Source organism: Rhizobacter sp. P2_H3 (assembly GCF_056403355.1).
Genome location: NZ_JBFUFQ010000048.1, coordinates 1 through 24,760 on the forward strand (window position 1 = coordinate 1; position 24,760 = coordinate 24,760).

At 70.7% G+C, this 24,760-nt stretch carries 19 protein-coding genes; 5 read left to right on the top strand and 14 right to left on the bottom strand.

The features are described from left to right. The 5 genes from AC1D1T_RS11930 to AC1D1T_RS11950 form a co-directional block, all read right to left on the bottom strand. The coding region (locus AC1D1T_RS11930; RefSeq protein WP_477991916.1) for a sensor histidine kinase at positions 1-2,057 on the bottom strand (2,057 nt) is incomplete at its 3' end. Next, positions 2,054-2,374, bottom strand: a complete 321-nt coding sequence (locus tag AC1D1T_RS11935) for a circadian clock KaiB family protein (protein WP_052212246.1) — start codon at positions 2,372-2,374, stop codon at positions 2,054-2,056. The genes AC1D1T_RS11935 and AC1D1T_RS11930, both read right to left, overlap by 4 nt. Further along, positions 2,371-2,700, bottom strand: coding sequence for a circadian clock KaiB family protein (locus tag AC1D1T_RS11940; protein ID WP_465110448.1), 330 nt, complete (start codon positions 2,698-2,700; stop codon positions 2,371-2,373). The genes AC1D1T_RS11935 and AC1D1T_RS11940 overlap by 4 nt, the downstream gene beginning before the upstream one ends. Further along, positions 2,697-4,202: a circadian clock protein KaiC gene (kaiC, locus tag AC1D1T_RS11945; RefSeq protein ID WP_477991917.1), complete on the bottom strand. Its 1,506-nt coding sequence runs from the start codon at positions 4,200-4,202 to the stop codon at positions 2,697-2,699. Before kaiC ends, AC1D1T_RS11940 begins: the two co-directional genes overlap by 4 nt. Before the next feature lie 28 nt (positions 4,203-4,230). Next, entirely contained in the window at positions 4,231-4,596 is a 366-nt protein-coding gene (locus AC1D1T_RS11950; RefSeq protein ID WP_465110803.1) for a response regulator, read from the bottom strand. Positions 4,597-4,922: 326 nt separating this feature from the next. On the opposite strand from AC1D1T_RS11950, the gene AC1D1T_RS11955 reads away from it, so the two are divergent. From AC1D1T_RS11955 to AC1D1T_RS11970, 4 genes are all read left to right on the top strand, one after another. Next, entirely contained in the window at positions 4,923-9,842 is a 4,920-nt protein-coding gene (locus AC1D1T_RS11955) for a HAMP domain-containing protein (RefSeq protein ID WP_477825066.1), read from the top strand. Between the two features lie 122 nt (positions 9,843-9,964). After that, entirely contained in the window at positions 9,965-12,094 is a 2,130-nt protein-coding gene (locus AC1D1T_RS11960; RefSeq protein ID WP_477991918.1) for a response regulator, read from the top strand. Positions 12,095-12,169: 75 nt separating this feature from the next. Beyond that, positions 12,170-12,556, top strand: coding sequence for a hypothetical protein (locus AC1D1T_RS11965; protein WP_477825068.1), 387 nt, complete (start codon positions 12,170-12,172; stop codon positions 12,554-12,556). 123 nt (positions 12,557-12,679) lie between these two features. After that, positions 12,680-13,447: an alpha/beta fold hydrolase gene (locus AC1D1T_RS11970; protein ID WP_477825069.1), complete on the top strand. Its 768-nt coding sequence runs from the start codon at positions 12,680-12,682 to the stop codon at positions 13,445-13,447. A gap of 2 nt (positions 13,448-13,449) precedes the next feature. Here the strand turns inward: AC1D1T_RS11970 and AC1D1T_RS11975 are convergent, their stop codons facing one another. Genes AC1D1T_RS11975 through AC1D1T_RS11985 form a run of 3 tightly spaced genes read right to left on the bottom strand, consistent with a single transcriptional unit; the run spans position 13,450 to position 16,290 of the window. Beyond that, positions 13,450-14,211 carry a substrate-binding periplasmic protein gene (locus tag AC1D1T_RS11975; protein ID WP_477825070.1) on the bottom strand — a complete coding sequence of 254 codons (762 nt, stop codon included), beginning with the start codon at positions 14,209-14,211 and terminating at the stop codon, positions 13,450-13,452. Between the two features lie 17 nt (positions 14,212-14,228). Beyond that, complete coding sequence (locus AC1D1T_RS11980) at positions 14,229-15,560, bottom strand: diguanylate cyclase domain-containing protein (protein ID WP_465110441.1); 1,332 nt, start codon at positions 15,558-15,560, stop codon at positions 14,229-14,231. Then, the gene (locus AC1D1T_RS11985; RefSeq protein WP_465110440.1) at positions 15,532-16,290 is read right to left on the bottom strand and encodes a substrate-binding periplasmic protein; all 759 of its coding nucleotides are present in this window, start codon (positions 16,288-16,290) and stop codon (positions 15,532-15,534) included. The genes AC1D1T_RS11980 and AC1D1T_RS11985 overlap by 29 nt, the downstream gene beginning before the upstream one ends. Before the next feature lie 141 nt (positions 16,291-16,431). On the opposite strand from AC1D1T_RS11985, the gene upp reads away from it, so the two are divergent. Next, positions 16,432-17,064, top strand: coding sequence for a uracil phosphoribosyltransferase (gene upp / locus AC1D1T_RS11990; protein WP_047510928.1), 633 nt, complete (start codon positions 16,432-16,434; stop codon positions 17,062-17,064). A gap of 33 nt (positions 17,065-17,097) precedes the next feature. Here the strand turns inward: upp and AC1D1T_RS11995 are convergent, their stop codons facing one another. The 6 genes from AC1D1T_RS11995 to AC1D1T_RS12020 form a co-directional block, all read right to left on the bottom strand. Then, a complete protein-coding gene (locus AC1D1T_RS11995; RefSeq protein ID WP_477825071.1) occupies positions 17,098-18,435 on the bottom strand; it encodes a sensor histidine kinase in 1,338 nt (445 codons plus the stop codon). A gap of 7 nt (positions 18,436-18,442) precedes the next feature. Then, positions 18,443-19,780: a sigma-54-dependent transcriptional regulator gene (locus tag AC1D1T_RS12000; RefSeq protein ID WP_465110438.1), complete on the bottom strand. Its 1,338-nt coding sequence runs from the start codon at positions 19,778-19,780 to the stop codon at positions 18,443-18,445. 14 nt (positions 19,781-19,794) lie between these two features. After that, positions 19,795-21,009 carry an ABC transporter permease gene (locus tag AC1D1T_RS12005; RefSeq protein WP_477825855.1) on the bottom strand — a complete coding sequence of 405 codons (1,215 nt, stop codon included), beginning with the start codon at positions 21,007-21,009 and terminating at the stop codon, positions 19,795-19,797. Between the two features lie 28 nt (positions 21,010-21,037). Beyond that, a complete protein-coding gene (locus AC1D1T_RS12010) occupies positions 21,038-22,342 on the bottom strand; it encodes an ABC transporter permease (protein ID WP_477825856.1) in 1,305 nt (434 codons plus the stop codon). A 12-nt stretch (positions 22,343-22,354) separates the two neighbouring features. Further along, on the bottom strand, positions 22,355-23,647 hold the full coding sequence (locus tag AC1D1T_RS12015; RefSeq protein WP_477825857.1) for a TolC family outer membrane protein: 1,293 nt from the start codon (positions 23,645-23,647) through the stop codon (positions 22,355-22,357). 376 nt (positions 23,648-24,023) lie between these two features. Continuing rightward, positions 24,024-24,731 carry an ABC transporter ATP-binding protein gene (locus AC1D1T_RS12020; protein WP_477825858.1) on the bottom strand — a complete coding sequence of 236 codons (708 nt, stop codon included), beginning with the start codon at positions 24,729-24,731 and terminating at the stop codon, positions 24,024-24,026. Positions 24,732-24,760 lie beyond the last annotated feature (29 nt).

A 24,760-nucleotide genomic window follows, 5' to 3' on the forward strand; every position in this document is an offset into this window, starting at 1 on the left:
GCCGGCAGGCGCGCCGCCACCAGCGGCAGGCGCACGACGAAGCGACAGCCGCTGCCCACGCCCTCGCTGTGCGCCTCGACCGTGCCGCCGTGCATCTCCACCAGCTGCTTCACCAGCGCCAGCCCGATGCCCAGCCCGCCCTGCGCCCGCGCGACCGAGCGGTCGACCTGCGCGAACATGTCGAACACCCGCGGCAGCATGTCGTGCGAGAGGCCGACGCCGGAGTCCTGCACCGAGATCACCGCCTCGCCGTTCTCCGGATCGGTGCGGCCTTCCTCGCGCCACGCGCCGAGTTCGATCGAGCCGCCCTCGGGCGTGTACTTCGCGGCGTTGTTCAGCAGGTTCGCGACGATCTGGCACAGCCGCGTGGTGTCGCCGTCGACGCACAGCTCGCCGGCCGGAGGCAGCTGCACGCGCAACTGGTGCCGGCCCGCGTCGACCAGCGGCCGGCTGGTCTCGACCGCCGTCTTCAGCACCTCGGCCAGGTCGACGCGCGTGCGGCGCAGTTCGAGCTTGCCCTGGCTGATGCGGCTCACGTCCAGCAGGTCGTCGACCAGGTGCACCATCTGCCCGAGCTGCCGCTCGATCACATCGCGCGCATGCGCCTGCGCCACCGGCCCCGGGCTGCGCTGCATGATCTCCAGCGCATTGCGGATCGGCGCCAGCGGGTTGCGCAGCTCGTGCGCCAGCGTCGCGAGGAACTCGTCCTTGCGGCGGTCGTTGTCGTGCAGCGCGGCCTCGGCCAGCTTGCGGTCGGTGATGTCGGCGACGATGCCCAGCAGCCGCCGGCTGCTGCTTCGGGCATCGCCCTCGATGCCATAGAACACGCCGTGCGCCTCGATCCAGTGCAGCGAGCCGTCGGGCCACAGCACGCGGGCCTCGAAGTGCAGGTCCTGCTGCGTCGCCTCGCTGGTCTGGAACAGCGCCGCGATGCGATCGCGGTCGGCCGGGTGCACATGCGACAACATCACCCGGCTGCCCCATTGGCCCACCGGCTCGTCATAGCCGAAGCAGCGGTCGTGGCGCAGCGAGGTGCGCGCGGTGTCGCTCGCGATGTCGAGTTCCCACTCGCCGATGCGCGCCGAGTCGAGCGTGAACTGCAGCCGCGCCTGGCTCTCGTGGAACGCGGCGTCGATCTGCGCCTGCTCGGTCACGTCGGAGGCGATCACCAGCACCGACTCGACGCTGCCGTCGTCGCCGAACTCCGGCATCAGGCGCGCGTTGAAGAAGCGTTCGCCCTGTGCAGCGCTGTTCATCGCGTAGTTCAGCCGCACCAGCCGGCCGGTGGCGAACACCTCCTTCAGCGCACCGTTCCATTGCGCGCACAGCGCCGCCGGCAGCCCGAGCTCGCCGAAGGTCTTGCCCAGCATGGTCGACGGCGTGATGCCGAGATGACGCTGCACGACCGGGCTCACGTAGACATGGCGCAGCTCGCGGTCGATGCGCGCAAAGATGTCGGGCGAGTTCTCGACCAGCGTCGCGAACTCGCGCTCGCGGCGCGCCAGCGCGAGCGAGGCGACCATCAGCGTCTGCTCGGCCGCCAGGCGCGCGCTCACGTCGCGGATCACGCACAGCCGGCCCATCGGCTCGCCCTGGGCGCCGCGCAGGCGCGACACGGTGCATTCGACGTGGAGGGCCTCGCCGTTGCGCTTCACGTGCAGCAGGCGGGCGCGGTAGCTGCCGGTGTCGAGCAGCTCGCGGCGGCAGCTCTCGCGCAGCGCCTCGTCGGGCCAGACCTCGCGGTAGAGCTCGTCGTGGCCGCGGCCGAGCAGCGCCGAGGCGCTCTGGCCGTACTGCCGCTCGGCGGCAGCGTTCATGAAGATCAGGTGCCCGCCGTCGTCGAACGCGAGCACGGCGTCTTCCATCTGCGACAGCACCGCGCGGCGCAGCTTGTTGTCGGCGGCATTCGCGGTGTCGAGCGTGTAGATGTCGCGGCCGACGACGATCGCGTCGACGTCGCCGTTGCGGATCGCCCGCAGCGTGTCTTCGGCCTCCTCCAGGCGCGCCCGCAGCCCTTCGTTGTCGACGAGCGCACGCTGCAGCCGGTCCGCCGTCATTCTCCCGCTCCCGCCGCCGGCAGCGGGTGCAGCGGATCCAGCGAACGGCGCAGCCGCTCGTCGTCGGACAGGTCGCCGATGAAACGGCGCAGCGGCAGCGGCGCCAGGCGGATCAGCGTCGGCGCCGCGACGATCTGGTCGGCGGCCGCCTGTTCGACGTGCTCGCCGATGTCGAGCACCTCCAGCCGGTAGCGGCCGGCCAGGTGGGTCTCGCAGAAGCGCCGCGCATTGACGACCGCCCGCGCCGAGGCCGGCGTCGCCCCCGTGACATAGAGCCGCAGGTCGACGAGGTCCGGCAGGCGGTCGTCCAGCGTCATCGCGCTCGTGCCGAAGACGGCACGTAGGGCCGCACGTCGAGGCCGACCAGCACGCGCTCTTCGTTCGACAGGTCGCCGATGATCTTGCGCATCGGCTCCGGCACCTTGCGCACCAGCGTCGGCACCGCGAGGATCTGGTCGCCGGCGGCCAGCTGCGGGTTGACCAGCAGGTCGACCACCTCGATCGAGTAGCGGCCCGCGAGGTGGGTCTCGCAGATGTGCTTGAGGTTGTCGAGGGCCGCCATGGACTTGGCAGTATGCCCCGCCACGTACAGCTTGAGTTGCCACTCGGGGTGGGTGGCGCCGGTGGCACGCGTCGCGCTCATCCTCGCCCCTCCYGCGCCTCGCGCAGCTTGCGCGTCGAGCCGGTCAGCACGCGCTGGTCGGACACGAACACGTCGACCAGCTCGACGCCGTGGTCGCTGAGCAGGAACTCGCGCACCTGGTTCGAATGCGGCATGCCGCGCGACTTGACGACCTGCAGCGTGCGCGTGCGCTCGCCGTTGAACTCGAGGTTCGCCAGCACGATCCAGGTGTCCATCAGCGACGAGACGCCGACGCCGGAGCTGTCGAACACCTCGGTGGCCGGGCCGTGCGTCAGCGTCGTGAACAGCGAGGTCACGCCCTGCTGCTTCAGGAAATCGATCAACCGGATCAGCGTGGCCTGCAGCGAGCTGTCGGCCTGGCTCATCACGAGGTTGCTGATCGGGTCGATCACGACCGCGTCGGGCTTCGATGCCTTGACGATGTCGTACATCGACACCAGGTGCTGCTCCAGCCCGTGCAGCGTCGGCCGCGACGCATGGATCTCCAGCAGGCCCTGCGCCTTCCAGCGGCCGAGGTCGATGCCGATCGACTTCATGTTGCGGATCAGCTGGCTCTCGGACTCCTCGTACGCGAACAGCACCGCCTTCTCGCCGCGCGCGCACACCGCATCGACGAAGCTCGCGCCGACGCTGCTCTTGCCGGTGCCCGCCGTGCCCGAGAGCAGCACGCTGCTGCCGCGGAACACGCCGCGCTTGCCGAGCATCTCGTCGAGCCCGCGCACGCCGGTGGAGACGCGCTCGCCGCTGGCCTGGTGGTCCAGCCGCAGCGAGGTGATCGGCAGCACCGACAGGCCGCGCGCGCCGATCAGGAACGGGTACTCGTTGGTGCCGTGCGCCGAACCGCGGTACTTGACGACGCGCAGCCGGCGCGTGGAGACCTGGTCGACGATGCGGTGGTCGAGCAGCAGCACGCAGTCGGCCACGTACTCCTCGAGGCCGTAGCGGGTCAGCGTGTTCTCGCCGCGCTCGCCGGTGACGATGGCCGTCATGCCGCGGTCCTTCAGCCAGTGGAACAACCGGCGCAGCTCGGCACGCAGCAGCGCCTGGTTCGGCAGGCCGGAGAACAGCGCCTCGATGGTGTCGAGCACCACGCGCTTCGCGCCGATGCGGCGGATCGCATGGTCGAGCCGGATGAACATGCCCTCCAGGTCGTACTCGCCGGTCTCCTCGATCTCGCTGCGCTCGATCTTCACCTGGTCGATCGCGAGCCTGCCTTCGGCCTGCAGCACGTCCAGGTCGTGGCCGAGCGAGCGCATGTTGGCGACCAGGTCGTCGTTGCTTTCCTCGAAGCTCATGAACACGCCCGGCTCGCCGTACTGCAGCGCACCGTTCACCAGGAACTCGGCCGCCAGCAGCGTCTTGCCGCAGCCGGCGGCGCCGCACACCAGCGTCGGGCGGCCGCGCGGCAGGCCGCCTGTGGTGATCTCGTCCAGGCCGGCGATGCCGGTCGGGGCCTTCGGCAGCAGCCGGTCGGCGCAATCCTGGGGATGCGATGTCTTCATGCAGGTCCTTCTCTTCTCGGCGATGTCGTCAACCACGGGTCCTGACCGCGGCACTGATCTCGTCCATCAGTTCCTCGAGCTCCTCGGGCTCGAACGGCTTGCGCAGCGCGCGCACGTTCGGGCCGAATTGCCGCACCCACTCGCCGAACTCGTAGCCCGAGCACAGCACCACCCAGCGCTCGGGCTGCTTCGCGAGCAGCTGCTTCGCGAAGTCGGTGCCGGAGATGCCGGGCAGGCTGACGTCGGTGACGACGATGTCGTACTCGTTCGCGGCGCACAGCGCCAGCGCCTCTTCGCCGTTGGCGCATGCGGTCAGCGTGCGCCCGGGCTGCTCCATCAGCATCGAGATGCTCAGGCGCAGGTCGTCGTTGTCTTCGACGTAGAGCACGGTCACGTCTTGCAAATCGGGTCCTCCAGCGGGTGCCATGGTGAAAAAGTCTACGCTGCCGCGGCGGGTGCCTGGACCCGCCGGCAGGCCATGGAATCGGATGGGTGGGGACTCGCCAACCCAGCAGATTCGCGGGTCTCCGGGGCGCGGCGCGTTCAATGTAGTCCCCATCCTACAAGCGCAGACGGTACCGTCCGTCACAAGCTTGCGACGATGCAGCGCTAGTCTGCAGGACCGCGCGCACGCCACGCATGCAAAAAGACATGCGATGGGCCAAGATCGACTCCACCATCCTGCTCTCGTCGGCTTCAATCTGTCTGGAAAGCCCTGTCATGAACGTGATCGAACTCAACGAAATCGCGACGCCGGAGCGCGAGATGGCCACCCTGCTCGCCGCGCTGACGCAGCTGCGGCGCGGCGACGCCAGCGTGCGCCTGCCGCTGCACTGGGAGGGCCTGCCCGGCAAGGTGGCCGACGTCTTCAACGACCTGGTCGAGCAGAACGCCGCGATGGCCGACGAGCTCGGCCGGCTGCGCCAGGTGGTCGGCAAGGAAGGCAAGCTGAAGCAGCGCGCGGTGCTCAGCGAGACGCGCGGCTTCTGGGGCGCCTCGATCGACTCGATCAATGCGCTGATCGACGACCTGGTGCACCCGACCAGCGAGGTGGCGCGGGTGATCGGCGCGGTGGCGCAGGGCGACCTGAGCAAGAGCATGGCGCTGGAGGTCGAGGGCCGCGAGCTCGAGGGCGAGTTCCTGCGCACCGCGAAGACCATCAACAAGATGGTGGAGCAGCTCGGCAACTTCTCGGCCGAGGTGACGCGCGTGGCGCGCGAGGTCGGCACCGAGGGCATGCTGGGCGGCCAGGCCAAGGTGAAGGGCGTGGCCGGCACCTGGAAGGACCTGACCGATTCGGTCAACTCGATGGCCGGCAACCTGACCGACCAGGTGCGCAACATCGCCGACGTGACGACCGCCGTCGCGAAGGGCGACCTGTCGAAGAAGATCGACGTCGACGTGAAGGGCGAGTTCCTGACGCTGAAGAACACCATCAACACGATGGTCGACCAGCTGCGATCGTTCGCCTCCGAAGTGACGCGGGTGGCACGCGAAGTCGGCACCGAAGGCTCGCTCGGCGGCCAGGCACGGGTGGAAGGCGTCTCGGGCACCTGGAAGGACCTGACCGATTCGGTCAACTCGATGGCCGGCAACCTGACCAGCCAGGTGCGCAACATCGCCGACGTGACGAAGGCGGTGGCCGCCGGCGACCTCTCGAAGAAGATCACCGTCGACGTGAAGGGCGAGATCCTGGAGCTGAAGAACACCGTCAACACGATGGTCGACCAGCTGCGATCGTTCGCCGCCGAGGTGACGCGCGTCGCGCGCGAGGTGGGCACCGAAGGCATCCTGGGCGGCCAGGCCGACGTGCAGGGCGTGGCCGGCACCTGGAAGGACCTGACCGAGTCGGTGAACTTCATGGCCGGCAACCTGACCAGCCAGGTGCGCAACATCGCCGAGGTGACGACCGCGGTGGCCGCCGGCGACCTGTCGAAGAAGATCACCGTCGACGTGAAGGGCGAGATCTCGGAGCTGAAGAACACCATCAACACGATGGTCGACCAGCTGCGATCGTTCGCCGCCGAGGTGACGCGCGTGGCGCGCGAAGTGGGCACCGAAGGCAAGCTGGGCGGGCAGGCCGACGTGCAGGGCGTGGCCGGCACCTGGAAGGACCTGACCGACTCGGTGAACCTGATGGCGTCGAACCTGACCAGCCAGGTGCGCAACATCGCCGACGTGACCAAGGCGGTGGCCGCCGGCGACCTGTCGAAGAAGATCACCGTCGACGTGAAGGGCGAGATCCTGGAGCTGAAGGCCACCATCAACACGATGGTCGACCAGCTGTCCTCCTTCGCCGCCGAGGTGACGCGGGTGGCGCGCGAGGTCGGCACCGAAGGCCGGCTGGGCGGCCAGGCGCAGGTGCGCGACGTGTCGGGCACCTGGAAGGACCTGACCGACAACGTGAACTTCATGGCCGGCAACCTGACCGGCCAGGTGCGCGGCATCGCGAAGGTGGTGACCGCGGTGGCCAACGGCGACCTGCAGCAGAAGCTGACGGTGGAGGCCAAGGGCGAGATCGCCGCGCTGGCCGAGACCATCAACAGCATGACCGAGACGCTCGCGACCTTCGCCGACCAGGTGACCACGGTGGCGCGCGAGGTCGGCGTCGAGGGCAAGCTCGGCGGCCAGGCCAAGGTGCCCGGCGCGGCCGGCACCTGGAAGGGCCTCACCGAGAACGTCAACCAGCTCGCCGCCAACCTGACCACGCAGGTGCGCGCGATCGCCGAGGTGGCGACCGCGGTGACGCAGGGCGACCTGACGCGCTCGATCACGGTGGAGGCGCAGGGCGAGGTGGCCGCGCTGAAGGACACCATCAACGAGATGATCCGCAACCTGAAGGACACCACGCAGAAGAACACCGAGCAGGACTGGCTGAAGACCAACCTCGCGAAGTTCAGCCGCATGCTGCAGGGCCAGAAGGACCTGCTGACGGTGGGCCAGCTGATCCTGTCCGAACTGGCGCCGGTGGTCGGCGCGCAGCAGGCCGAGTTCTACGTGCTGACCGGCAGCGGCGGCCTGGGCCCGCGCCTGAAGCTGTTCGGCAGCTACGCCTCGGGCGGCCAGGCCTCGCACGGCAAGGAGGTCGACCTCGGCCAGGGCCTGGTCGGCCAGTGCGCGGTCGAGAAGACCAAGATCCTGGTGACCAACGTGCCGGGCAGCGCGTTCCGCATCGCCACCGGGCTGAGCGAAGGCGCGGCGCTCGACATCCTGGTGCTGCCGATCGTCTTCGAGGGCGAGGTGCGCGGCGTGCTGGAGCTGGCCTCGCTGGAGCGCTTCAACCCGGCGCACCAGGCCTTCCTCGACCAGCTGACCGAATCGATCGGCATCGTGATCAACACGATCAGCGCGAACATGCGCACCGAAGACCTGCTGACGCAGTCGCAGTCGCTGGCCGAGGAGCTGCAGAGCCGCCAGCAGGAGCTGCAGCAGACCAACGAGGAGCTGCAGGAGAAGGCGCGGCTGCTGGTGCACCAGAACCAGGAAGTGGAGCGCAAGAACCAGGAAGTGGAGCAGGCCCGGCAGGCGCTGGAAGAGAAGGCCGAGCAGCTCGCGCTGACCTCGAAGTACAAGTCGGAGTTCCTGGCCAACATGTCGCACGAGCTGCGCACGCCGCTGAACAGCCTGCTGATCCTGTCCGACCAGCTGTGCAAGAACAGCGACGGCAACCTGACGCCGCGCCAGGTGGAGTTCGCCAAGACCATCCACCTGTCGGGCAACGACCTGCTGATGCTGATCAACGACATCCTCGACCTGTCGAAGATCGAGTCGGGCACGGTCGCGGTGGATGTCTCGGAGCTGCGGCTCGAAGACCTGCAGCGCTCGGTGGACCGCAGCTTCCGCCACGTCGCCGAATCGCGCCACGTCGCGTTCGAGATCGGCGCGCCGGTGCGGATCGCACCGCTGCCGAAGACCATCGTCACCGACGTGAAGCGGCTGCAGCAGATCATCAAGAACCTGCTGTCGAACGCGTTCAAGTTCACGCACCAGGGCGCGGTGCGGCTGACGATGGAGGTGGTGGACCGCGGCTGGTCGCGCGACAACGAAGACCTGAACCGCGCATCGCAGGTGATCGCGTTCTCGGTGTCGGACACCGGCATCGGCATCTCGCCGGACAAGCAGCAGATCATCTTCGAGGCCTTCCAGCAGGCCGACGGCTCGACCTCGCGCAAGTACGGCGGCACGGGCCTGGGCCTCGCGATCAGCCGCGAGCTGGCGCGGCTGCTGGGCGGCGAGATCCGGCTGGTCAGCGCGCCGGCCGAGGGCAGCACCTTCACGCTGTACCTGCCGCAGAGCTACAGCGCCACGCGCAGCCTGCGCCACGGCCGCAACGCGCCGCCGGTGGTGATCGCCGAGGCGCTGCCGGTGCTGGAGCGGGTTCGCGCCGAGGCGCCGCTGCCGGCGAACGAGGGCAGCGATTCCGACGAGCTGGCCGACAACGCCGCCGATGACGACCGCGCCGACATCCTGCTCGGCGACAAGGTGCTGCTGATCGTCGAGAACGACCTGGCCTTCGCCGACGTGCTGCTGCAGGCGGCGCGCCGCGTCGGCTTCAAGGGGCTGGTCAGCACCAGCGGCGCCACCGCGCTCGCGCTGACGCGCGACTTCCAGCCGGCCGTCATCACGCTCGACATCTTCCTGCCCGACATGGAAGGCTGGCGCATCCTGGAGCGGCTGAAGTCCGACCTGACGACGCGCCACATCCCGGTGTGCGTGGTGTCGACCGACGACTCGCGCGAACGCGCGCTGCGCTCGGGCGCGGTGGGCTTCCTGACGAAGCCGCTGCAGTCGGTCGACGAGGTCGAAGAGGCGCTCGGCCACCTGCACGAGTTCGCCGAGCGGCGCCGCAAGCGGCTGCTGGTGATGATGGCCGACACGCCGGCGCGCGCCGCCTTCCTGGACGCGCTCGACACCGAGACCGACATCGTGCAGGCCGGCCGTGTCGACGAAGCGCGCGAGCGCATCGCGCACGGCAGCATCGACTGCCTGATCACCGACGGCAGCGTGGCCGACTTCGGGCCCGAGGATGTCATCGAGTCGCTCGAATCGCGGCCGCTCGCGCGCCAGCTGCCGATCGTGCTGGCCAGCCGCGACCCGGCGGTGTGCGTCAGCTGGGAGCGCGGCCACAGTGCGTTCGCGCTGCGCCGCGCCGACACGCTGGAGCGCATGCTCGATGCGTCGGCGTTCTTCCTGCACCGTGGCGAGGCGACGATGTCGGAAGAAGAACGCCGCTCGGCGCGCGAGCTGCATGACGCCGACCGCCGGCTGCACGGCCGCAAGGTGCTGATCGTCGACGACGACATGCGCAACATCTTCGCGCTGGCGACGGTGCTGGACAACCACGGCATGGTGATCGTCTCGGCCGAGAACGGCCGCGATGCGATCCGGCTGGTGGAGACCGACCCGAGCATCGACATCGTGCTGATGGACATCATGATGCCGGAGATGGACGGCATGGAGACGATGCGCCAGATGCGCCGGCTGCCGCGCGGCAAGGAGCTGCCGCTGATCGCGGTGACGGCCAAGGCGATGAAGGGCGACCGCGAGAAGTGCATCGACGCCGGGGCCTGGGACTACCTGTCGAAGCCGGTCGATACCGCCTACCTGCTGGTCGTGCTGCGCGGCTGGCTCAGCAAATGAGCACTGCCGCAGAACCGGGCCGAGCGCCGGGCCGCTCCCAAGCCGGCCCGGGTCCCCTCGGGGGACCGGTCGACGTACCCGGCGACCGAGGGGCTGACATCACCCGGGTCAACATCCTGGTGGTGGACGACCTGCCGGAGAAGCTGCTGGTGTTCGGCACCGTGCTCGAGGAGCTCGGCCAGAACCTGGTGTTCGTGCGATCGGGCCGCGAGGCGCTGCGCGAGGTGCTGCAGCGCGAGTTCGCGGTGATCCTGCTCGACGTCAACATGCCCGACATCGACGGCTTCGAGACCGCCGCGCTGATCCGGCAGTACAAGCGCTCGGTCGACACGCCGATCATCTTCATCACCTCGTACGCCGACGAGATGCAGACCGAGCGCGGCTATGCGCTGGGCGCGGTCGACTACATCCAGTCGCCGGTGGTGCCGCACATCCTGCGCAGCAAGGTGCGGGTGTTCGTGCGGCTGTTCGCGATGCAGCGGCAGATCCGCGAGCAGGCCGATGCGCACGTGGCGGTGGCCGCCGCCGAGGCCGCGCGCCGCGTCGCCGAGGACAACGACCGCCGCTCCGCCTTCCTGGCCGATGCGAGCCGGGTGCTCAGCGGTTCGCTGCAGGCCGAGGTCTGCGTGCAGGCGCTGGCCGAGCTGCTGGTGCCGGCGATGGCGACCGCCGCCGTCGTGCTGCCCGGCGACGAGCCGGGGCCGCGCCAGCGGCTGGTGACGGCGTCGGCGGGGGTCCATGGCAACACCACGGCGAACCGCATGCTGATGGACCTCGCGCCGCCGCTCGCCACGGCGCTGCGCCAGGCGCTGGCCGAACGCCGCAGCGTCGCGCTGGCCGCGAACGACCTCGCCGCCCTGGCGCCCGACGCCTTCGGCCCGGGCCGTGCGCGGGCGGTGCCGTGGCAGGCGGTGCAGGCGCTGCCGCTGGTCAACGGCGACCGCCTGCTCGGCGCACTGCTGGTGGCGACCGACGATGCGGCGCAGCGACCCGACTGGCGCGTGCTCGACGACCTCGCGGCACGCGCCGCGGCCGCGCTGGAGAACGCCATCCTCTACGGCAGCCTGCAGGGCGAGATCGTCGAGCGGCGCGCCGCCGAGATGCAGCTGCAGGAGGCCGGGCGGCGCAAGGACGAGTTCCTCGCGATGCTGTCGCACGAGCTGCGCAACCCGCTGGCGCCGATCCGCACCGCGCTGGAGGTGATCCGCCGCATCGCGCCGCCGGATCCGAAGTTCGGCTGGGCCACCGACATCATGGTGCGCCAGCTCAAGCAGATGACGCGGCTGATCGAGGAGCTGCTGGACGTCGCCCGCATCAGCCAGGGCAAGATCGTGCTGAGCCGCGAGAAGGTCGACCTGAACGCGGTGATCACGCAGAGCGTCGAGACCGCGCAGCCGCTGATCGACGCCCGCGAGCAGCGGCTGCAGGTGCTGCCGCTGGCCGAGCCGATGTGGCTGCACGGCGATTTCGCGCGGCTCGCGCAGATCGTGTCGAACCTGCTGAACAACGCATCGAAGTACAGCGAGAAGGGCACGCGCATCTCGCTCGAGGCCAGCACCACCGAGCAGGGCGCGGTGATCCACGTGCGCGACCAGGGCATCGGCATCGATGCGCAGCTGCTGCCGCGCATCTTCGACCTGTTCACGCAGGGCTCGCGCACGCTGGACCGGGCCCAGGGCGGGCTGGGCGTCGGGCTGACGCTCGCGCAGCGCCTCGCGCAGATGCACGGCGGCAGCCTGGAGGCGACGAGCGACGGCATCGGCCGCGGCGCGGTGTTCACGCTGCGGCTGCCCTGCATCGGGCTGGTGCGCTCCGGCGAGGCCGGCAGCGCCGTGCACGAGCCCGGGGCGCCACAGCCGGCACGCGTGCTGGTGGTCGACGACAACCATGACGCGGCGCACAGCGTGGCCGACCTGCTCGCACTGGGCGGCCACGAGGTTCGCACCGCCGCCGACGGCCGCGAGGCGCTGGCGGTGGCCGAGAGCTTCGGCCCCGAGGTGGTGGTGCTCGACATCGGGCTGCCGATCCTCGACGGCTACGAGGTCGCCCTGCGCCTGCGCACGATGGACGGCACGCGCAGCGCGCTGCTGCTCGCGCTGACCGGCTACGGCCAGCAGGAAGACCGCCGGCGGGCCGAAGCGGCCGGCTTCGACCACCATTTCGTGAAACCGGCCGATCCGGTGGCGCTGCAGAAATGCATCGACCAGTGGCTGCGCCAGCGCAGCGACGCCGATCGGCAGGAAACCGGCTGACGCAGACCCGGGGGACGGACGAAAAAACTCCGCTGGCCATGGAACCGTCCGCGCCCGGCGGTTACTCAAGCGCGCATGAGCGGCTGGCGCGATTACCTGTGGATCACCTGGTGGCGTTCGCTGTGGGACGGCCGCGGCCCGCGCGAACGCCCTGCAGGCCGAGCGTCCGCGCCGCGCACGCCGAAGGAGCGCCTGCTGCACCGGCTGGACGAGGAGTTCGTTCGCCACGTGCCCGATGCCGACAGCGTCGTGTACGCGCTGCGCCGCTGGCTCGACACGCTCGACGGACACCTCGACCTGTCACGCTGCGACCGTGCCGCGGTGCGCCAGCTGCCCCCGGACCTGATCGGCGACTTCATCGCCTACGTCACGCAGCGCAGCGGGCACGAGCAGCTGCGCATCACGCTGCCCGCGGGGATGAACCGGCAGCTCGGCTGGTGGTCCCGCTACGGGCTCGGCTGACGCGGGCTGCCGGGACGCCTGCACGGCACTTCCCCGAAGTCCTACACGGATTGCCTCTTTTGCCCGATAGGCACCACCGGGCCACGGCCCTAGCCTGGGGGCAACGAATCTCAGGAGCGCCCCATGGGTCCCAGCACCGACACCTGCTCGCCGTCCGCCGCGCTGGGCCTGGCACCGATCTCCCGCCCGGCCCTCGGGCTGCTGGTCAGCGAACCGTGGCGCGCCGCCATCGAACTGGCCTCGCACCGCCTGCGCCGCGGCTTCTCGAAAGTGCAGTCCGGCGACGGCCACCCGGTCGTCATCTTCCCGGGCCTCGCCGCCGACGGCAGCGCGGTCGCGACGCTGCGTGAACACTGCAGCGCCCTCGGCTACGCCGCCTTCGACTGGGGCCGCGGCCTGAACGTCGGCCCGCGCGGCGACGTCGATGCCTGGATGGCCGAGCTTGCCGACCATGTCCAGGCGCTGCTGAAACCCCACGCCGGCCGCGCGACGCTGGTTGGCTGGAGCCTCGGCGGCCTCTACGCCCGCGAACTCGGCAAGCTGCTCGCGCCGCAGGTGCGCCGCGTCATCACGATCGGCACACCGTTCAACGCCGAGGCCGACCACAGCCACGTCGGCTGGCTGTACCGGCTGCTGAACGGCGCGCCGGCCCGGCTCGACCCGGCCATGAGCCGCCGCCTGCGCACGCCGCCGCCGGTGCCCACCGCGTCGATCTACAGCCGCAACGACGGCATCGTCGCGTGGCAGACCTGCGTCCACGGCCCGCAGGAGCACGCCAGCGGCCTGGTGCGCGACCTCGATGTCGACAGCAGCCACATCGGCATGGTGTGGAACCCGCGCGTGCTGAATGCCGTCGGCGAGTTGCTCGCGCAGCCGGGCACCGACCACTGAATTCAGCGCGCCGGCGTGCCCATCAGCCGCGCCAGCGTGCCGTCGGCCTTCAGCTTCTCGAACGCCGCGCGCGTGCGCGCCACCACCTCGTCGGGCGTCGCGCGGCCGTAGGCCATGAACAGCCCGGTCGACAACCCGTCCAGCGTGTAGACCTTCTCCAGCATCGTCGCGCAATCGATGTGCGACTCCTCGCACTGCTGCTGCACGTCGCGCTCGGGCATCGGCACCAGCTGCACCTGGCGGTGCAGCAGCTTGCGGAAGTTGTCGCCGTTCTGCGCCGACACCACCAGCCGCTTGAAACCCTGCGACTGCAGGTACTGCTCGCGCACGTCGCCGCGCAGCACGCCGACGCTGTAGGCCTTGGCATCCTGCAGCGTGCGCACCACCACCTCAGTGTCGGTGCGCAGCTTGTACAGGTGGTAGTCGATGCGCATGAACTCGCCGGCCCACTTGAACTTGTCCTCGCGCTGCGGCGTGCGCGCGATCATGAAGATCAGCACGTTCGGCTCCTGCAGCGCCATGTCGTAGGCGCGCGCCCAGGGGTAGATGCCGGCGCGGTAGTCGGTGAAGCCGGCGCGCTGCATCGTCGCGGCCACCACCTCGCTGGCCGGCCCGCTCACGCGGCCGGCGCTCAGCCAGGTGAAGCCGGACTCCTCGGTGACGCCGCGGATGGCCTGCGCCTGCGCGGCGCTGCCGGCGCAGGCCGATGCCAGCGCGAACACCAGCGCGTGCACGCCATGGGCAAGACGGAAAGCAAGGCGCATCGTCGTCCTCCTGCGGTTCAGGCGGCCACGCGGTCGCGGCCCTGTCGTTTGGCGCGGTACAGCGCCTGGTCGGCGCGGTGCAGCAGCGCCTCGAAGCGGTCCATCGTGTCGGCGTCGAACTGCGCGACGCCGATGCTCAGCGTGACGCGCGGCGCGACCTGCGACGCGCTGTGCGGGATGTCGCGCTCGGCCAGCGCCTCGCGCAACCGCTCGGCCGCGGCCTGCGCCTGCACGGCGTCGACCGCCGGCAGCAGCACCGCGAACTCCTCGCCGCCGATGCGCGCGGCCAGCTCGCCGGCGCGGCCGAAGGTCTCGCGCAGCGTCTGCGCGATCAGGCGCAGGCAGTCGTCGCCGAGTGCATGGCCGTAGGTGTCGTTGTAGCGCTTGAAGAAATCCACGTCGCACAGCAGCACCGACAGCGGCTGGCCGAGGCGCTGCGCGCGGCGGAACTCGACGTCCTTCACCTCGTCGAAATGGCGCCGGTTCGCGAGGCCCGTCAGCGGGTCGCTGCGCGACAGCGCCTGCAGCTGCGCGTTGGCGGCGCGCAGCTCGGCGGTCTGCTCGTCGACCAGCTCGGCCAGCCGGTCGCGGTGGGCCGCGAGGTCGAGCTCGTCGCGGCGCTGGCGCGCGAGGTAGTCCGACAGGTTGCCCTGCAGCTGGTTGACGCCCGATTCGAGCAGGCTCAGCTCGTCGCGCGGACCGGGCTTGCGCTCGAGGCGCAGCGTGCGGTCCAGCGTCTGCGGCGTCAGCTCGTCGAGGTGGCGCGCGACGCGCCGCACGTGCACGGTGACGGTGCGGTTGAACACCCACATCACCAGGCCCGCCAGCAGCAGCGACTGGATCAGCTGGGTCAGCACGATGCCGGCCAGCTCGCCGCGCAGGCGCTCCCACAGCACGCGCTCGTCGCCTTCGAGCGTCAGCTCGCCGACGATCTCGGCCGCGCCGGGGTAGGGCTCGTAGCTCAGCTTGCGGCGCAGCACCGGCGCGCGATGCGACGCTTCGGCACCCTCGCGGCGCTGCGCCATCACCTCGGTGGTGCGGCCGTTCTGCAGCAGCCGCAGCTCGACGCGGCCGACCGGGCTCACCTGCGCGACGCCGCTCACATGGGTCTGCAGCGCTTCGCGGTCCATCTCCCAGATGGCCTTGGCGAGCGTGCGCTGGAAGACCTCGTCGATCAGCGTCAGCTCGGCGGTCATCGCCGCCAGGTTGCCCTGCCAGGCCGACCAGGTGCGCACCGCCACCGCCGCCAGCGTGAAGACGAGGCCGAACAGCAGCGTCGCCAGCACCAGCTGGCGGCCGAGCGAGCCGGCGGGCCCGCCGTCAGAGCCACTTGCGCTGGAGGCTCTCATAGGTGCCGTTGCGGCGGATCGCGTCCAGCCCCTTGCGGAATCGCTCGACCAGCGCATCCGGCGTCTTCAGGCTGAACGCCATGTCGAGCCCGCCTTCGCTGCCGAGGTCGGTGAGGGCGAGCGCGCGCTGCAGGGTGCGGGCGGGGTCGTCGCCGGCCTGGCGCACCAGGTAGGTCGCGTTCAGCTCGTTGGCGATCCACAGGTCGACGCGGCCGCCCTTCAGCTTCTCGTAGTTCAGCTCGTAGCGGTTGCTGGACTGCAGGTTCTGGCCGATCCGGAAGCCCTTGTCGACCAGGTACTGCTCGCCGGCGTCTTCGTTGACGGTGGCGGTCTGGTAGCGCCGCGCGTCGTCCAGCGTCTTCACCGGCAGCGTGCGTCCGCCCAGCGAGAACAGGTACCAGCGCGTCGGCGCGATCACCCCGACCCACTTGAAGCGTTTCTCGCGCTGCGGCGTGCGGGTGATCGAGTAGATCAGCACGTTCTCCTGGTTCAGCGCGATGTCGTAGGCACGCGCCCAGGGCATCACCTGGATCGGCGTGTCGGCGAAGCCGGCTTCCTTCAGCACGGCCTGCACGACCTCGGTGCCGAGCCCGGTCACCTGGCCGTTCAGCGTCATGTTGTACGGCGGCAGCTCCTCGGTGACGATGCGCAGCGGCTGCGCGGCGGCCAGCAGGGGCAGCATCCCGAGCAGGCAGCAGGCAAGACGGCGCAACGAGGAAAGAACGGACATGCAGGGCTCGGCAGACGGAGGAACGCCTTTTTTTCGACGGTTCCGGCGTGCGACTTGAGCGCGGCGGCGCGGCGCGGCGTGACGAAATGCTGGTTCGCTCCGGCCGGAGCCGATATAACTGGCGAACCCCGAGGAGAGCCCATGACCGCACCCGTGCACCACGTCACCCATCCGCTGATCCAGCACAAGCTCACGCTGATGCGCCAGAAAGACCGCAGCACCAACAGTTTCCGGCGCCTGCTGAACGAGATCAGCATGCTGATGGCCTACGAGGTCACGCGCGACATGCCGACGCAGATGATCGAGATCGAGACGCCGCTCGAGACGATGCAGGCACCGGTGATCGACGGCAAGAAGACGGTGTTCGTCAGCATCATGCGGGCCGGGGCCGGCTTCCTCGACGGCATGCTGAACGTGGTGCCGGGCGCGCGCATCGGCCACATCGGGCTGTACCGCGACCCGAAGACGCTGGTGGCGGTGGAGTACTACTTCAAGATGCCGGCCGACATGCACGAGCGCGACGCGATCGTGCTGGACCCGATGCTGGCCACCGGCAACTCGGCGGTCGCGGCGGTCGACCGGCTGAAGGAGACGCGGCCGAAGTCGATCCGCTTCGTGTGCCTGCTGGCGGCGCCGGAGGGCCTGAAGCACTTCCAGTCGTCGCATCCGGACGTGCCGGTGTTCACCGCGGCGATCGACCGGCAGCTGGACGAGCACGGCTACATCGTGCCGGGGCTGGGGGATGCCGGGGACAGGTTGTTCGGAACGAAGTAGCCCGGATGCCCATCCGGGGAGCAGCCGTCGAAATCAACCCGGATCGGCATCCGGGCTGCGAGGCAGCGTGATCGCCACCCGCAGCCCGCCGTCGGGCCGGTTCGCGAGCGCGATCCGCCCCCCATGCGCCTCGGCGATCTCGCGCGCCAGCGCCAATCCCAACCCGGTGCCGGCCCGCTTGGTCGAATAGAACGGCAGCAAGGCCTGCGCCAGCACCGTGTCGCTCATGCCGGGGCCGCGATCGGCCACCTCGAAGCGGATCTCCGCCCCGGTGTCCGCGATCGACAGCGTGACGCCCTCGGCCGGCCCGCCGGCCTCGTGCGCGTTCTTCAGCAGGTTGATCAACGCCTGCTCGACCTGCACCGCATCGAACACCCCGTCCCGTGCCGGCAGCTCGCCGCGGCGCTCGAACGGGTACTGCGCCGCCAGCGCGGCCAGGAACGGCGCCCAGTCGACGCGCTCCGGCCGCGGCGCCGGCAGCTTCGCGAAGCGCGCGTAGCCGTCGAGGAAGCCGTGCAGGTGCCGCGAGCGCTCGCCGATGGTCGCGAACACCTCCTGCAGCCGCTGCGCATCGCCGCGCCGCGCCAGCTCGGCACCGCTGTGCGCGAGCGACGAGATCGGCGCCAGCGAGTTGTTCAGCTCGTGGCTGATGACGCGGATCACGCGCTTCCAGGTGGCGACCTCCTGGCGCGACAGCTCGCGCGTCATGCGCCGGAACAGCAGCAACCGGTGCGGCCGGCCCTGCAGCCGGAACTGGCGCTGCGACAGGTGGAAGGTCTCGTCGCTGCCGTCCAGCGTGACGCTGAACAGCGCGTCGGTGCCCTCCTCGACCGCCCGCGCGAGCGCCGGCGGCAGCGTCGCGAGCAGCGCGGCGAAATCGCTGCCCTCCAGGCTGCGGCCTTCGCCCAGCAGCTGGCGCGCGGCGATGTTGGCGTAGGCCACGCGCTGCCGCAGGTCGGTCAGCACCAGCGCGACCGGCGTGTTCTGCACCACAGTGTCGAGCAGCAGCTCGCGCTGCGCCAGGTGCTGGCGCTGGTCGCGCAGCGCATGGCCGAGCGTGTTGTGCTGCTGCACCAGCGCGCCGAGCTCGCCGCCGTGGTCGTCGCTGATCGAGACGCTGAAGTCGCCGTCGCGGTAGCTGAGCACCGCGCTCTCCAGCGAGCGCAGCAGGCGCTTCAACGGCGCGACCAGCCGTGCCGAGCTCCACGCCGCCAGCAGCAGCGCGAGCAGCGCGGCCACGCCGACCAGCAGCGCCGCGTGGCCGCCCCAGTGCGCGAGCGCCGCCAGCACCGCGGCATGCAGCGCCGCACCGGCCGCCAGGGCCACGACCAGCGCCAGCAGGAAGCGGGCGCGCAGGCTCAGCCAGCGCATCCGCGCCTCAACCCGCGATCCCGTAGCGGTCCATGCGCCGGTACAGCGCCTGGCGCGACAGCCCGAGGGCCACGGCGGCGCGGGCGACGACGCCGTCGGCCCGCGCCAGCGCCGCCACCACCGCGTCGCGGCTCGGTTCGCCGAGGTTGCGCGGCGTCGGGGCGAGTTCGGCTGCCGGCAGGCCCAGCAGCTCGGGCGTGACCGGCCCGCCGCGCGCCAGCAGCGCGGCGCGCTCGATCACGTTCTTCAGCTCGCGCACGTTGCCCGGCCACGCATGCGCGAGCAGCGCCGCGCGCGCCGCGTCGACCAGCCCTGGGCGGCCGGCGAGGAAGTGCTCGGCCAGCGCCAGCACGTCGTCGCGGCGCTGCGCGAGCGGCGGCACCACGACCTCGATCACGTTGAGCCGGTAGTACAGGTCTTCGCGGAAGCGGCCATCCCGCACCATCGTCTTCAGGTCGGCATTCGTCGCGCTGATCACGCGCACCCGCACGTGGCGCGTGCGCGTGGAGCCGACGCGCTCGAAACGGCCGCTCTCCAGCACCCGCAGCAGCTTCACCTGGCCGGCCAGCGGCAGCGTGCCGATCTCGTCGAGGAACAGCGTGCCGTTGTCCGCCGCATCGAAGCGGCCGTCGCGCGACTTGATCGCACTGGTGTACGCGCCGCCCTCGGCACCGAACAGCTCGGTCTCGATCAGGTCGGCCGGCAGCGCGCCGCAGTTGACCGCGACGAACGCCCCGTCGCGCACCGCCGAATTGACATGCACGGTGGTGGCGATGCGTTCCTTGCCGCTGCCGTTCGGCCCGGTGATGAGCACCGGCAGGTCGGAGCGCGCGACCTGGCAGGCCAGCTCCAGCGTGCGCTCCATCGCATCGGAGGCGTAGACGATGCCGCTCAGGTCGAAACGCTGCGCGAGCGCGACGCGGCGGCGGCGGCGCTCGTCGCGCAGGCGGGCCACCTCGCGCGTCGACTCCGCCAGCTCCAGCAGGTTCTCGATGGTGGCGAGCAGCTTCGCGTCGTCCCAGGGCTTCGCGAGGTAGTCGGCGGCGCCGGCCTTCACCAGTTCGACGGCGGCCTCGAGCCGCGTCCAGGCGGTCAGCAGGATCACCGGCAGGTCGGGCTGGCGCTCGCGGATCGCGCGGAACAGCGCCGCACCCTCGGCGCCGGAGGTGGTATCGGCGCTGAAGTTCATGTCCTGGATCACGACGTCGGCCGGGCGGCGGTCGAGCGCGGCCAGGCCCGCTTCGGGCGTCAGCGCGACCTCGGCCACGATGTCGTGCAGGGACAGCAGCAGCGTGAGGGCCTGGCCGACTGCGGGGTTGTCGTCGATGATCAGGATGCGGCGCATGGGGCGCGAGCTTACTAGGCCCCGCGCATCACCACCACCGGCGGCAGCGCCGCCGCGCGCCGCGCCGGGCCGAGCACCGCCACCTGGCCCAGCGCCCACAGCGTGACCGCGCCGATCGGCAGGCACACCCAGGGCAGCGGCGGCAGCTCGTAGAGGCTCATCAGCAGCCGGTTGATGCCGTACGCCGCCGTCATGCCGATCGCGATGCCCATCGTCGTCAGCAGGAAGTTCTCGGCCTGGAAGTAGCGCAGGATCTGCACCCGCGACGCGCCGAGCGCGCGCCGCACGCCGATCATCCGCGTGCGCTGCTGCACCCAGAAGCTCGCGAGACCGACGATGCCGAACGCGGTGACCACCAGCAGCGCGATGCACACCGCGACCAGCAGCGCCGCCATCCAGCGGTCCTGGCGGAAATACGCGTGGCGCATGTCGTCGAAGGTCTCGCGCTCCATCACGATGCGCCGGCTGTCGACCGCCTGCAGCGCGGCGACCGCATCCTTCAGCAGCAGGTCGCGCTGCGCCGCATCGACGCGCACCAGGTAGTTGCCCTCGTTGTACGAGGGCTGCACCGGCAGCAGCGTCAGGAACCCGCTGCGCGGGCCGTCGGGCTGCGGGATCGACATGTGCTCGACCACGCCGACCACGCGCATCGGCGAGGGGCCGAACACGTACAGCGATTTTCCGATCGCGCTGCCCTCGGGGAACAGGCGCGCCGCGGTGCCGCGGTCGAGGATCACCGCCGGCACCTTCGGCTCCTCGGCATCGAGGGCCGAGGCGGGCTGCATCTCCTCGGGGAGGAAGTCGCGGCCCTCGACCAGCTTCAGGCCGAGCGTCGCGAGCGCGTTCTCGCCGACGAGGTACAGCGCCGCGGTGATCGTCGGCGAGGTCTGGTCGAACGAGAGGCTGACGCCGGTGTCGGACGAGCCGTTGCCGAACGGCACGTGGTTGACGCTGGTGGCCGCCTTGACGCCGGGCAGGGCGCGCAGGGTCGCCAGGTCGCGCCGGGTCAGCGCCTCGTCGTTGTCGCGATGCGCGATGTCGTTGAGGCGGATGTGCAGCAGCTCGGACTCGGCCAGGCCGGTGGGCGCCTGCATGCGCTCCAGCCGCTGGCCGATCAGGAACAGCGCGTTGCTGACGATCGCGCAGCTCAGCGCGACCTCGAGCACGATCAGCGCGGCGGCGGTCTTGTGGCGGCGCAGCGTCGACAGGATCGGTCGGAAGTCCATCATCGCGTTCTCCTTGGGTTCTGGCCGCTGTTCACTGCGACTTGAGCTGCAGCGCCGGCGTCACCTGGCAGGCGCGCCAGGCGGGCAGCAGCCCGGCGGCGAGGCTGGCCACCAGTGCGAGCACGAGGGTGATCGCGAGCATCGGCGCATCGAGGTAGGCGAGCTGCGCATAGCTGGCCGGGTTCTGGCGCACGCCCCACAGCCCGAGCAGCGCGAGGCCGAGGCCGAGCACGCCGCCGACGATGCCGATGCTGCCGGCCTCGACGAGGAACTGCCCGAAGATCGCGCGCCGGGTGGCGCCGAGCGCGCGCCGCACTGCGATCTCCGGCGCGCGGCGCATGCACTTGGCGAGCAGCAGCCCGACGGTGTTGGTCAGGCACACCAGCAGGAAGCCGAATGCGAGCCACAGCTGCAGGTGCACGTCGCCGGGCACGACGTGCTTGAACGACATGCGCTCGGTGACGTTGCGCAGGCGCACGTTGCTCGGCCGCTCGAAGCGGCCGGCCGCGCGCTGCTGCTCGGAGTAGTCGGTGAGGTACTGCCGCAGCGCCGGCGCGTCGGCCGCCGACGGCATCTGCACCCAGTACTGCAGCCAGGCGCAGGGGGCGTTCAGTGCGCGCGGGTCGGGGGCGGTGCGGTTGCCCCAGCAGGTCATGCTGCCGGCGATCGGCAGCCGGGCCTGCAGCGCGGTGGACAGCGGCGTGAACACCTGCTCGGTCTTCGCGAAGCGGCCGGCGTACAGGTCGTAGTAGTGCGGCACCGGGCGCCACGGCGCGAGCACGCCGACGATGCGCAAGTCGCGGTCGCCGGCACGCAGCATGCGGCCGGTGCTGTCGGCGCCGTCGAACAGCTTCTCGTTCAGCTCGTGCGAGATGACCGCGACGCGCGCGCCGGCCTCGTCGTCGGCGGCACTCCAGCCATGTCCGTGGCGCCACGGCGTCTCGAACATCGGGAAGAAGTCGGCGGTGGTGTAGCGGGCGCTCGCGAAGAACGCGGGGCGGTCGGCCTGCGCCGGCTGCACGGCGACCGAGCCGCCGGTCATCATCACCTGGCGTTCGCCGCGGTGTTCGCGCAGCAGGGCCTCGGCATCGAAGCGGGTCAGCTGTTCCAGCGGTTCGGCGCCGGGCGGCGCGGCGCCGCGTTCGTTGGCGTCGAGCTGCACGTAGAAGAGCCGGTCGCTCTTGCCCGGGATCGGGTCGCCCGACAGCACGTGGAACACCGTCAGCGTGGTCATGCTGGCGCCGATGCCGAGCGCGATCGCGAGCACCATCAGCGCGGTCAGCGCGGGGCTGCGGCGGAAACTGCGCAGCGCCAGGTCGAGGTGGTAGCCGAACATGGTGGGGCGCTCCTATTTCAGCAGGGTGTTGACGGCGGCGAGGTCGGCCTCGGCGATGCGGCCGGCCGACTGCAGCAGCAGCAGGCGGCTGAGCACGAACTGGTGGCGCGCCTGCGAGTACGAGGCCTGCGCGGAGGCCTGGGTCTGGATCGCGAGCAGCAGGTCGGTCATGGTCTGGGTGCCGAGTTCGTGGCCGATGCGGGTGGAGGCGAGGGCGCGGCCGGCCGAGTCGACCGCGGTGCGCGTGGCGCCGATGCGGCCGATGCCGGCGGCGATGCTGCGGTACTGCTCCAGCGTCTCGCGCGCGACGCGACGGCGGCGCAGCTCGTAGTCGTCGCGCGCCGCATCCTGCTGGCGCAGGGCCTGGCGCAGTTGTGATTGCGTGGCGCCGCCGGCGAACAGCGGCACGTTGAGCACGAGCCCGACGCTCGCGACGTTGCGGCCGTCGGTGTTGCTGGCCGGCACCGGCCAGGCGGCGGCGCGGCCGACGCCCAGGTTGGCGCTCAGCGTGGGCAGGTGGCCGGCCCGTGCGGCGGCGATGCCCTGCCCTGCGGCATCGACGACATGGCGCTGCGCCGACAAGCCCGGGTTGTGCAGCAGCGCCTCGTCGACCCAGGCCTGCGGATCGGCCGGCTCGGGCAAGGCCATCGGCAGCTCGTCCTGCAGGCGGTTGAGGGTCGGCACCGGCTGGCCGGTGATCTCGGAGAGCGCCTCGCGCGCATCGTCGCGTGCCTGGCGCGCATCGATGCTGGCCGCCTGCGCCGCCGCGTGGTAGGCCCGCGCCTGCTCCACGTCGACCTGGGCCGACAGCCCGTTGCGAAAGCGCTGGTCCGACTGTTCGACCTGCTGGCGGAACGCATCCTCGTTGGCCTCGACCTGGCGCACCGCGTCGTCGGCGGTGAGCACATCGAAGTAGGCACGGGCGACGCGGGCGCACAAGGCCTGTTCGGCGGCGCGCACCAGGTCGTCCTGCGCCTCGGCCTGCGACTGCGCGACATGCAGCTGCGACAGACGGGACACATCGACCAGCACCTGGTTCAGCGTGACGGAGGCGGCGCGGCTGCTGTTGCGCTCTCCCGGGTCACCGGTCGGTTGCAAGCGGTCGAATGCCAGGCCGGCCGAGGCCTGGGGCAGCAGCGGCGCTCGGGCCTGCACGACGCCCTCTCTCGCGATGCCGCGTTGGGCATCGGCCGCCGACAGCACCGGGTCGGCACGACGGGCTTGCTGGTAGACCTGCAGCAGGTCGTCGGCTCGGGCTGCCAGTGGTGCGGCTGCCAGCAGGAGTGCAGCGATGCAGCGGCGCATCGCGGCGCTTGGGGGACTGGGCTGAAGTGATCGACGAGCATGCGAGCGCCCGCACGTTTCGTCGACCTGTTCAGTCTTTTCTCCACCCCACACAGCACGGTGGTGGTGGCAAAGGCGCGAGTGGGCAGGCTGTGGAGCGCCAATCAGGACGGGGCGCCGGAGCTGGCTGGTTTCATGGCCCGCGTGCGCAGCACGCTTCGTGAACTGACTGTCGCACACTGTTTGACCACAACGAACGAAGTGAGTGGCGGGAGTTTGGGCGACGGGCCATGAAATCAGCCAGCAGAGGGCAGTCATCGCCCCCCGGGGCGATGACCGCACCGGCCGGCGAGCCACAGCCTGCCCACTCGCGCCTTTGCTCGCACCGTTCACCATCTCAGGCCGCCACTTCGCTCGCAGAGCTGAGCCGCAGTTCGTCCGACACATCCACGACCTGCCCGTCAACGACATGCACGTTCCGCTGCGCCCGCGCCGCCAGCTGCGGATCGTGCGTCACCATCACGATGGTCGCGCCCGAGCGGTGCAGTTCCTCCAGCAGCGCCATCACGCTGCGCGCCATCTGGCTGTCGAGGTTGCCGGTCGGCTCGTCGGCCAGCAGCAGCCGCGGACTGCCGGCCAGCGCGCGTGCGATCGCCACCCGCTGCTGCTGGCCACCCGACAACTCCGCCGGGTAGTGGCGCTCGCGCGCGGCCAGCCCCACCCGCTCCAGCGCATCGCGCACGCGCCGGCGACGCTCGTCGGCCTTCATGCCGCGGTAGCGCAACGGCACTTCCACGTTGTCGGCAATGTTCAGGTCCGGGATCAGGTTGAAGGCCTGGAAGATGAAGCCGATCTTCTCGTTGCGGATGCGCGAACGGGCGTTGTCGTCCAGCTGCCCCACCTCGACGCCATCGAGCAGGTAGCTGCCGCCGGTCGACGCCTCCAGCAGGCCGGCGATCGTCAGGAAGGTCGTCTTGCCCGAGCCCGACGGACCCGTCACCGCGACGAACTCGCCCTCCTTCACCTCGAGGTTGAACGCGCGCAGCGCATGGGTCTCGATCACCTCGGTGCGGTAGACCTTGGACAGGCCGGTCATCTTGAGCATGGGAGTCCTTCGGTTCGTTCGTTGATGGG

Excerpts from the sequence above, each read along its gene's own strand:
- AC1D1T_RS11935 (WP_052212246.1), bottom strand. The coding sequence starts at position 2,374 with ATGACGCTGGACGACCGCCTGCCGGACCTCGTCGACCTGCGGCTCTAT.
- AC1D1T_RS11940 (WP_465110448.1), bottom strand. The coding sequence starts at position 2,700 with ATGAGCGCGACGCGTGCCACCGGCGCCACCCACCCCGAGTGGCAACTC.
- AC1D1T_RS11955 (WP_477825066.1), top strand. The coding sequence starts at position 4,923 with ATGAACGTGATCGAACTCAACGAAATCGCGACGCCGGAGCGCGAGATG.
- AC1D1T_RS11965 (WP_477825068.1), top strand. The coding sequence starts at position 12,170 with ATGAGCGGCTGGCGCGATTACCTGTGGATCACCTGGTGGCGTTCGCTG.
- AC1D1T_RS11970 (WP_477825069.1), top strand. The coding sequence starts at position 12,680 with ATGGGTCCCAGCACCGACACCTGCTCGCCGTCCGCCGCGCTGGGCCTG.
- AC1D1T_RS11975 (WP_477825070.1), bottom strand. The coding sequence starts at position 14,211 with ATGCGCCTTGCTTTCCGTCTTGCCCATGGCGTGCACGCGCTGGTGTTC.
- AC1D1T_RS11980 (WP_465110441.1), bottom strand. The coding sequence starts at position 15,560 with ATGAGAGCCTCCAGCGCAAGTGGCTCTGACGGCGGGCCCGCCGGCTCG.
- AC1D1T_RS11985 (WP_465110440.1), bottom strand. The coding sequence starts at position 16,290 with ATGTCCGTTCTTTCCTCGTTGCGCCGTCTTGCCTGCTGCCTGCTCGGG.
- upp (WP_047510928.1), top strand. The coding sequence starts at position 16,432 with ATGACCGCACCCGTGCACCACGTCACCCATCCGCTGATCCAGCACAAG.
- AC1D1T_RS11995 (WP_477825071.1), bottom strand. The coding sequence starts at position 18,435 with ATGCGCTGGCTGAGCCTGCGCGCCCGCTTCCTGCTGGCGCTGGTCGTG.
- AC1D1T_RS12000 (WP_465110438.1), bottom strand. The coding sequence starts at position 19,780 with ATGCGCCGCATCCTGATCATCGACGACAACCCCGCAGTCGGCCAGGCC.
- AC1D1T_RS12005 (WP_477825855.1), bottom strand. The coding sequence starts at position 21,009 with ATGATGGACTTCCGACCGATCCTGTCGACGCTGCGCCGCCACAAGACC.
- AC1D1T_RS12010 (WP_477825856.1), bottom strand. The coding sequence starts at position 22,342 with ATGTTCGGCTACCACCTCGACCTGGCGCTGCGCAGTTTCCGCCGCAGC.
- AC1D1T_RS12015 (WP_477825857.1), bottom strand. The coding sequence starts at position 23,647 with ATGCGCCGCTGCATCGCTGCACTCCTGCTGGCAGCCGCACCACTGGCA.
- AC1D1T_RS12020 (WP_477825858.1), bottom strand. The coding sequence starts at position 24,731 with ATGCTCAAGATGACCGGCCTGTCCAAGGTCTACCGCACCGAGGTGATC.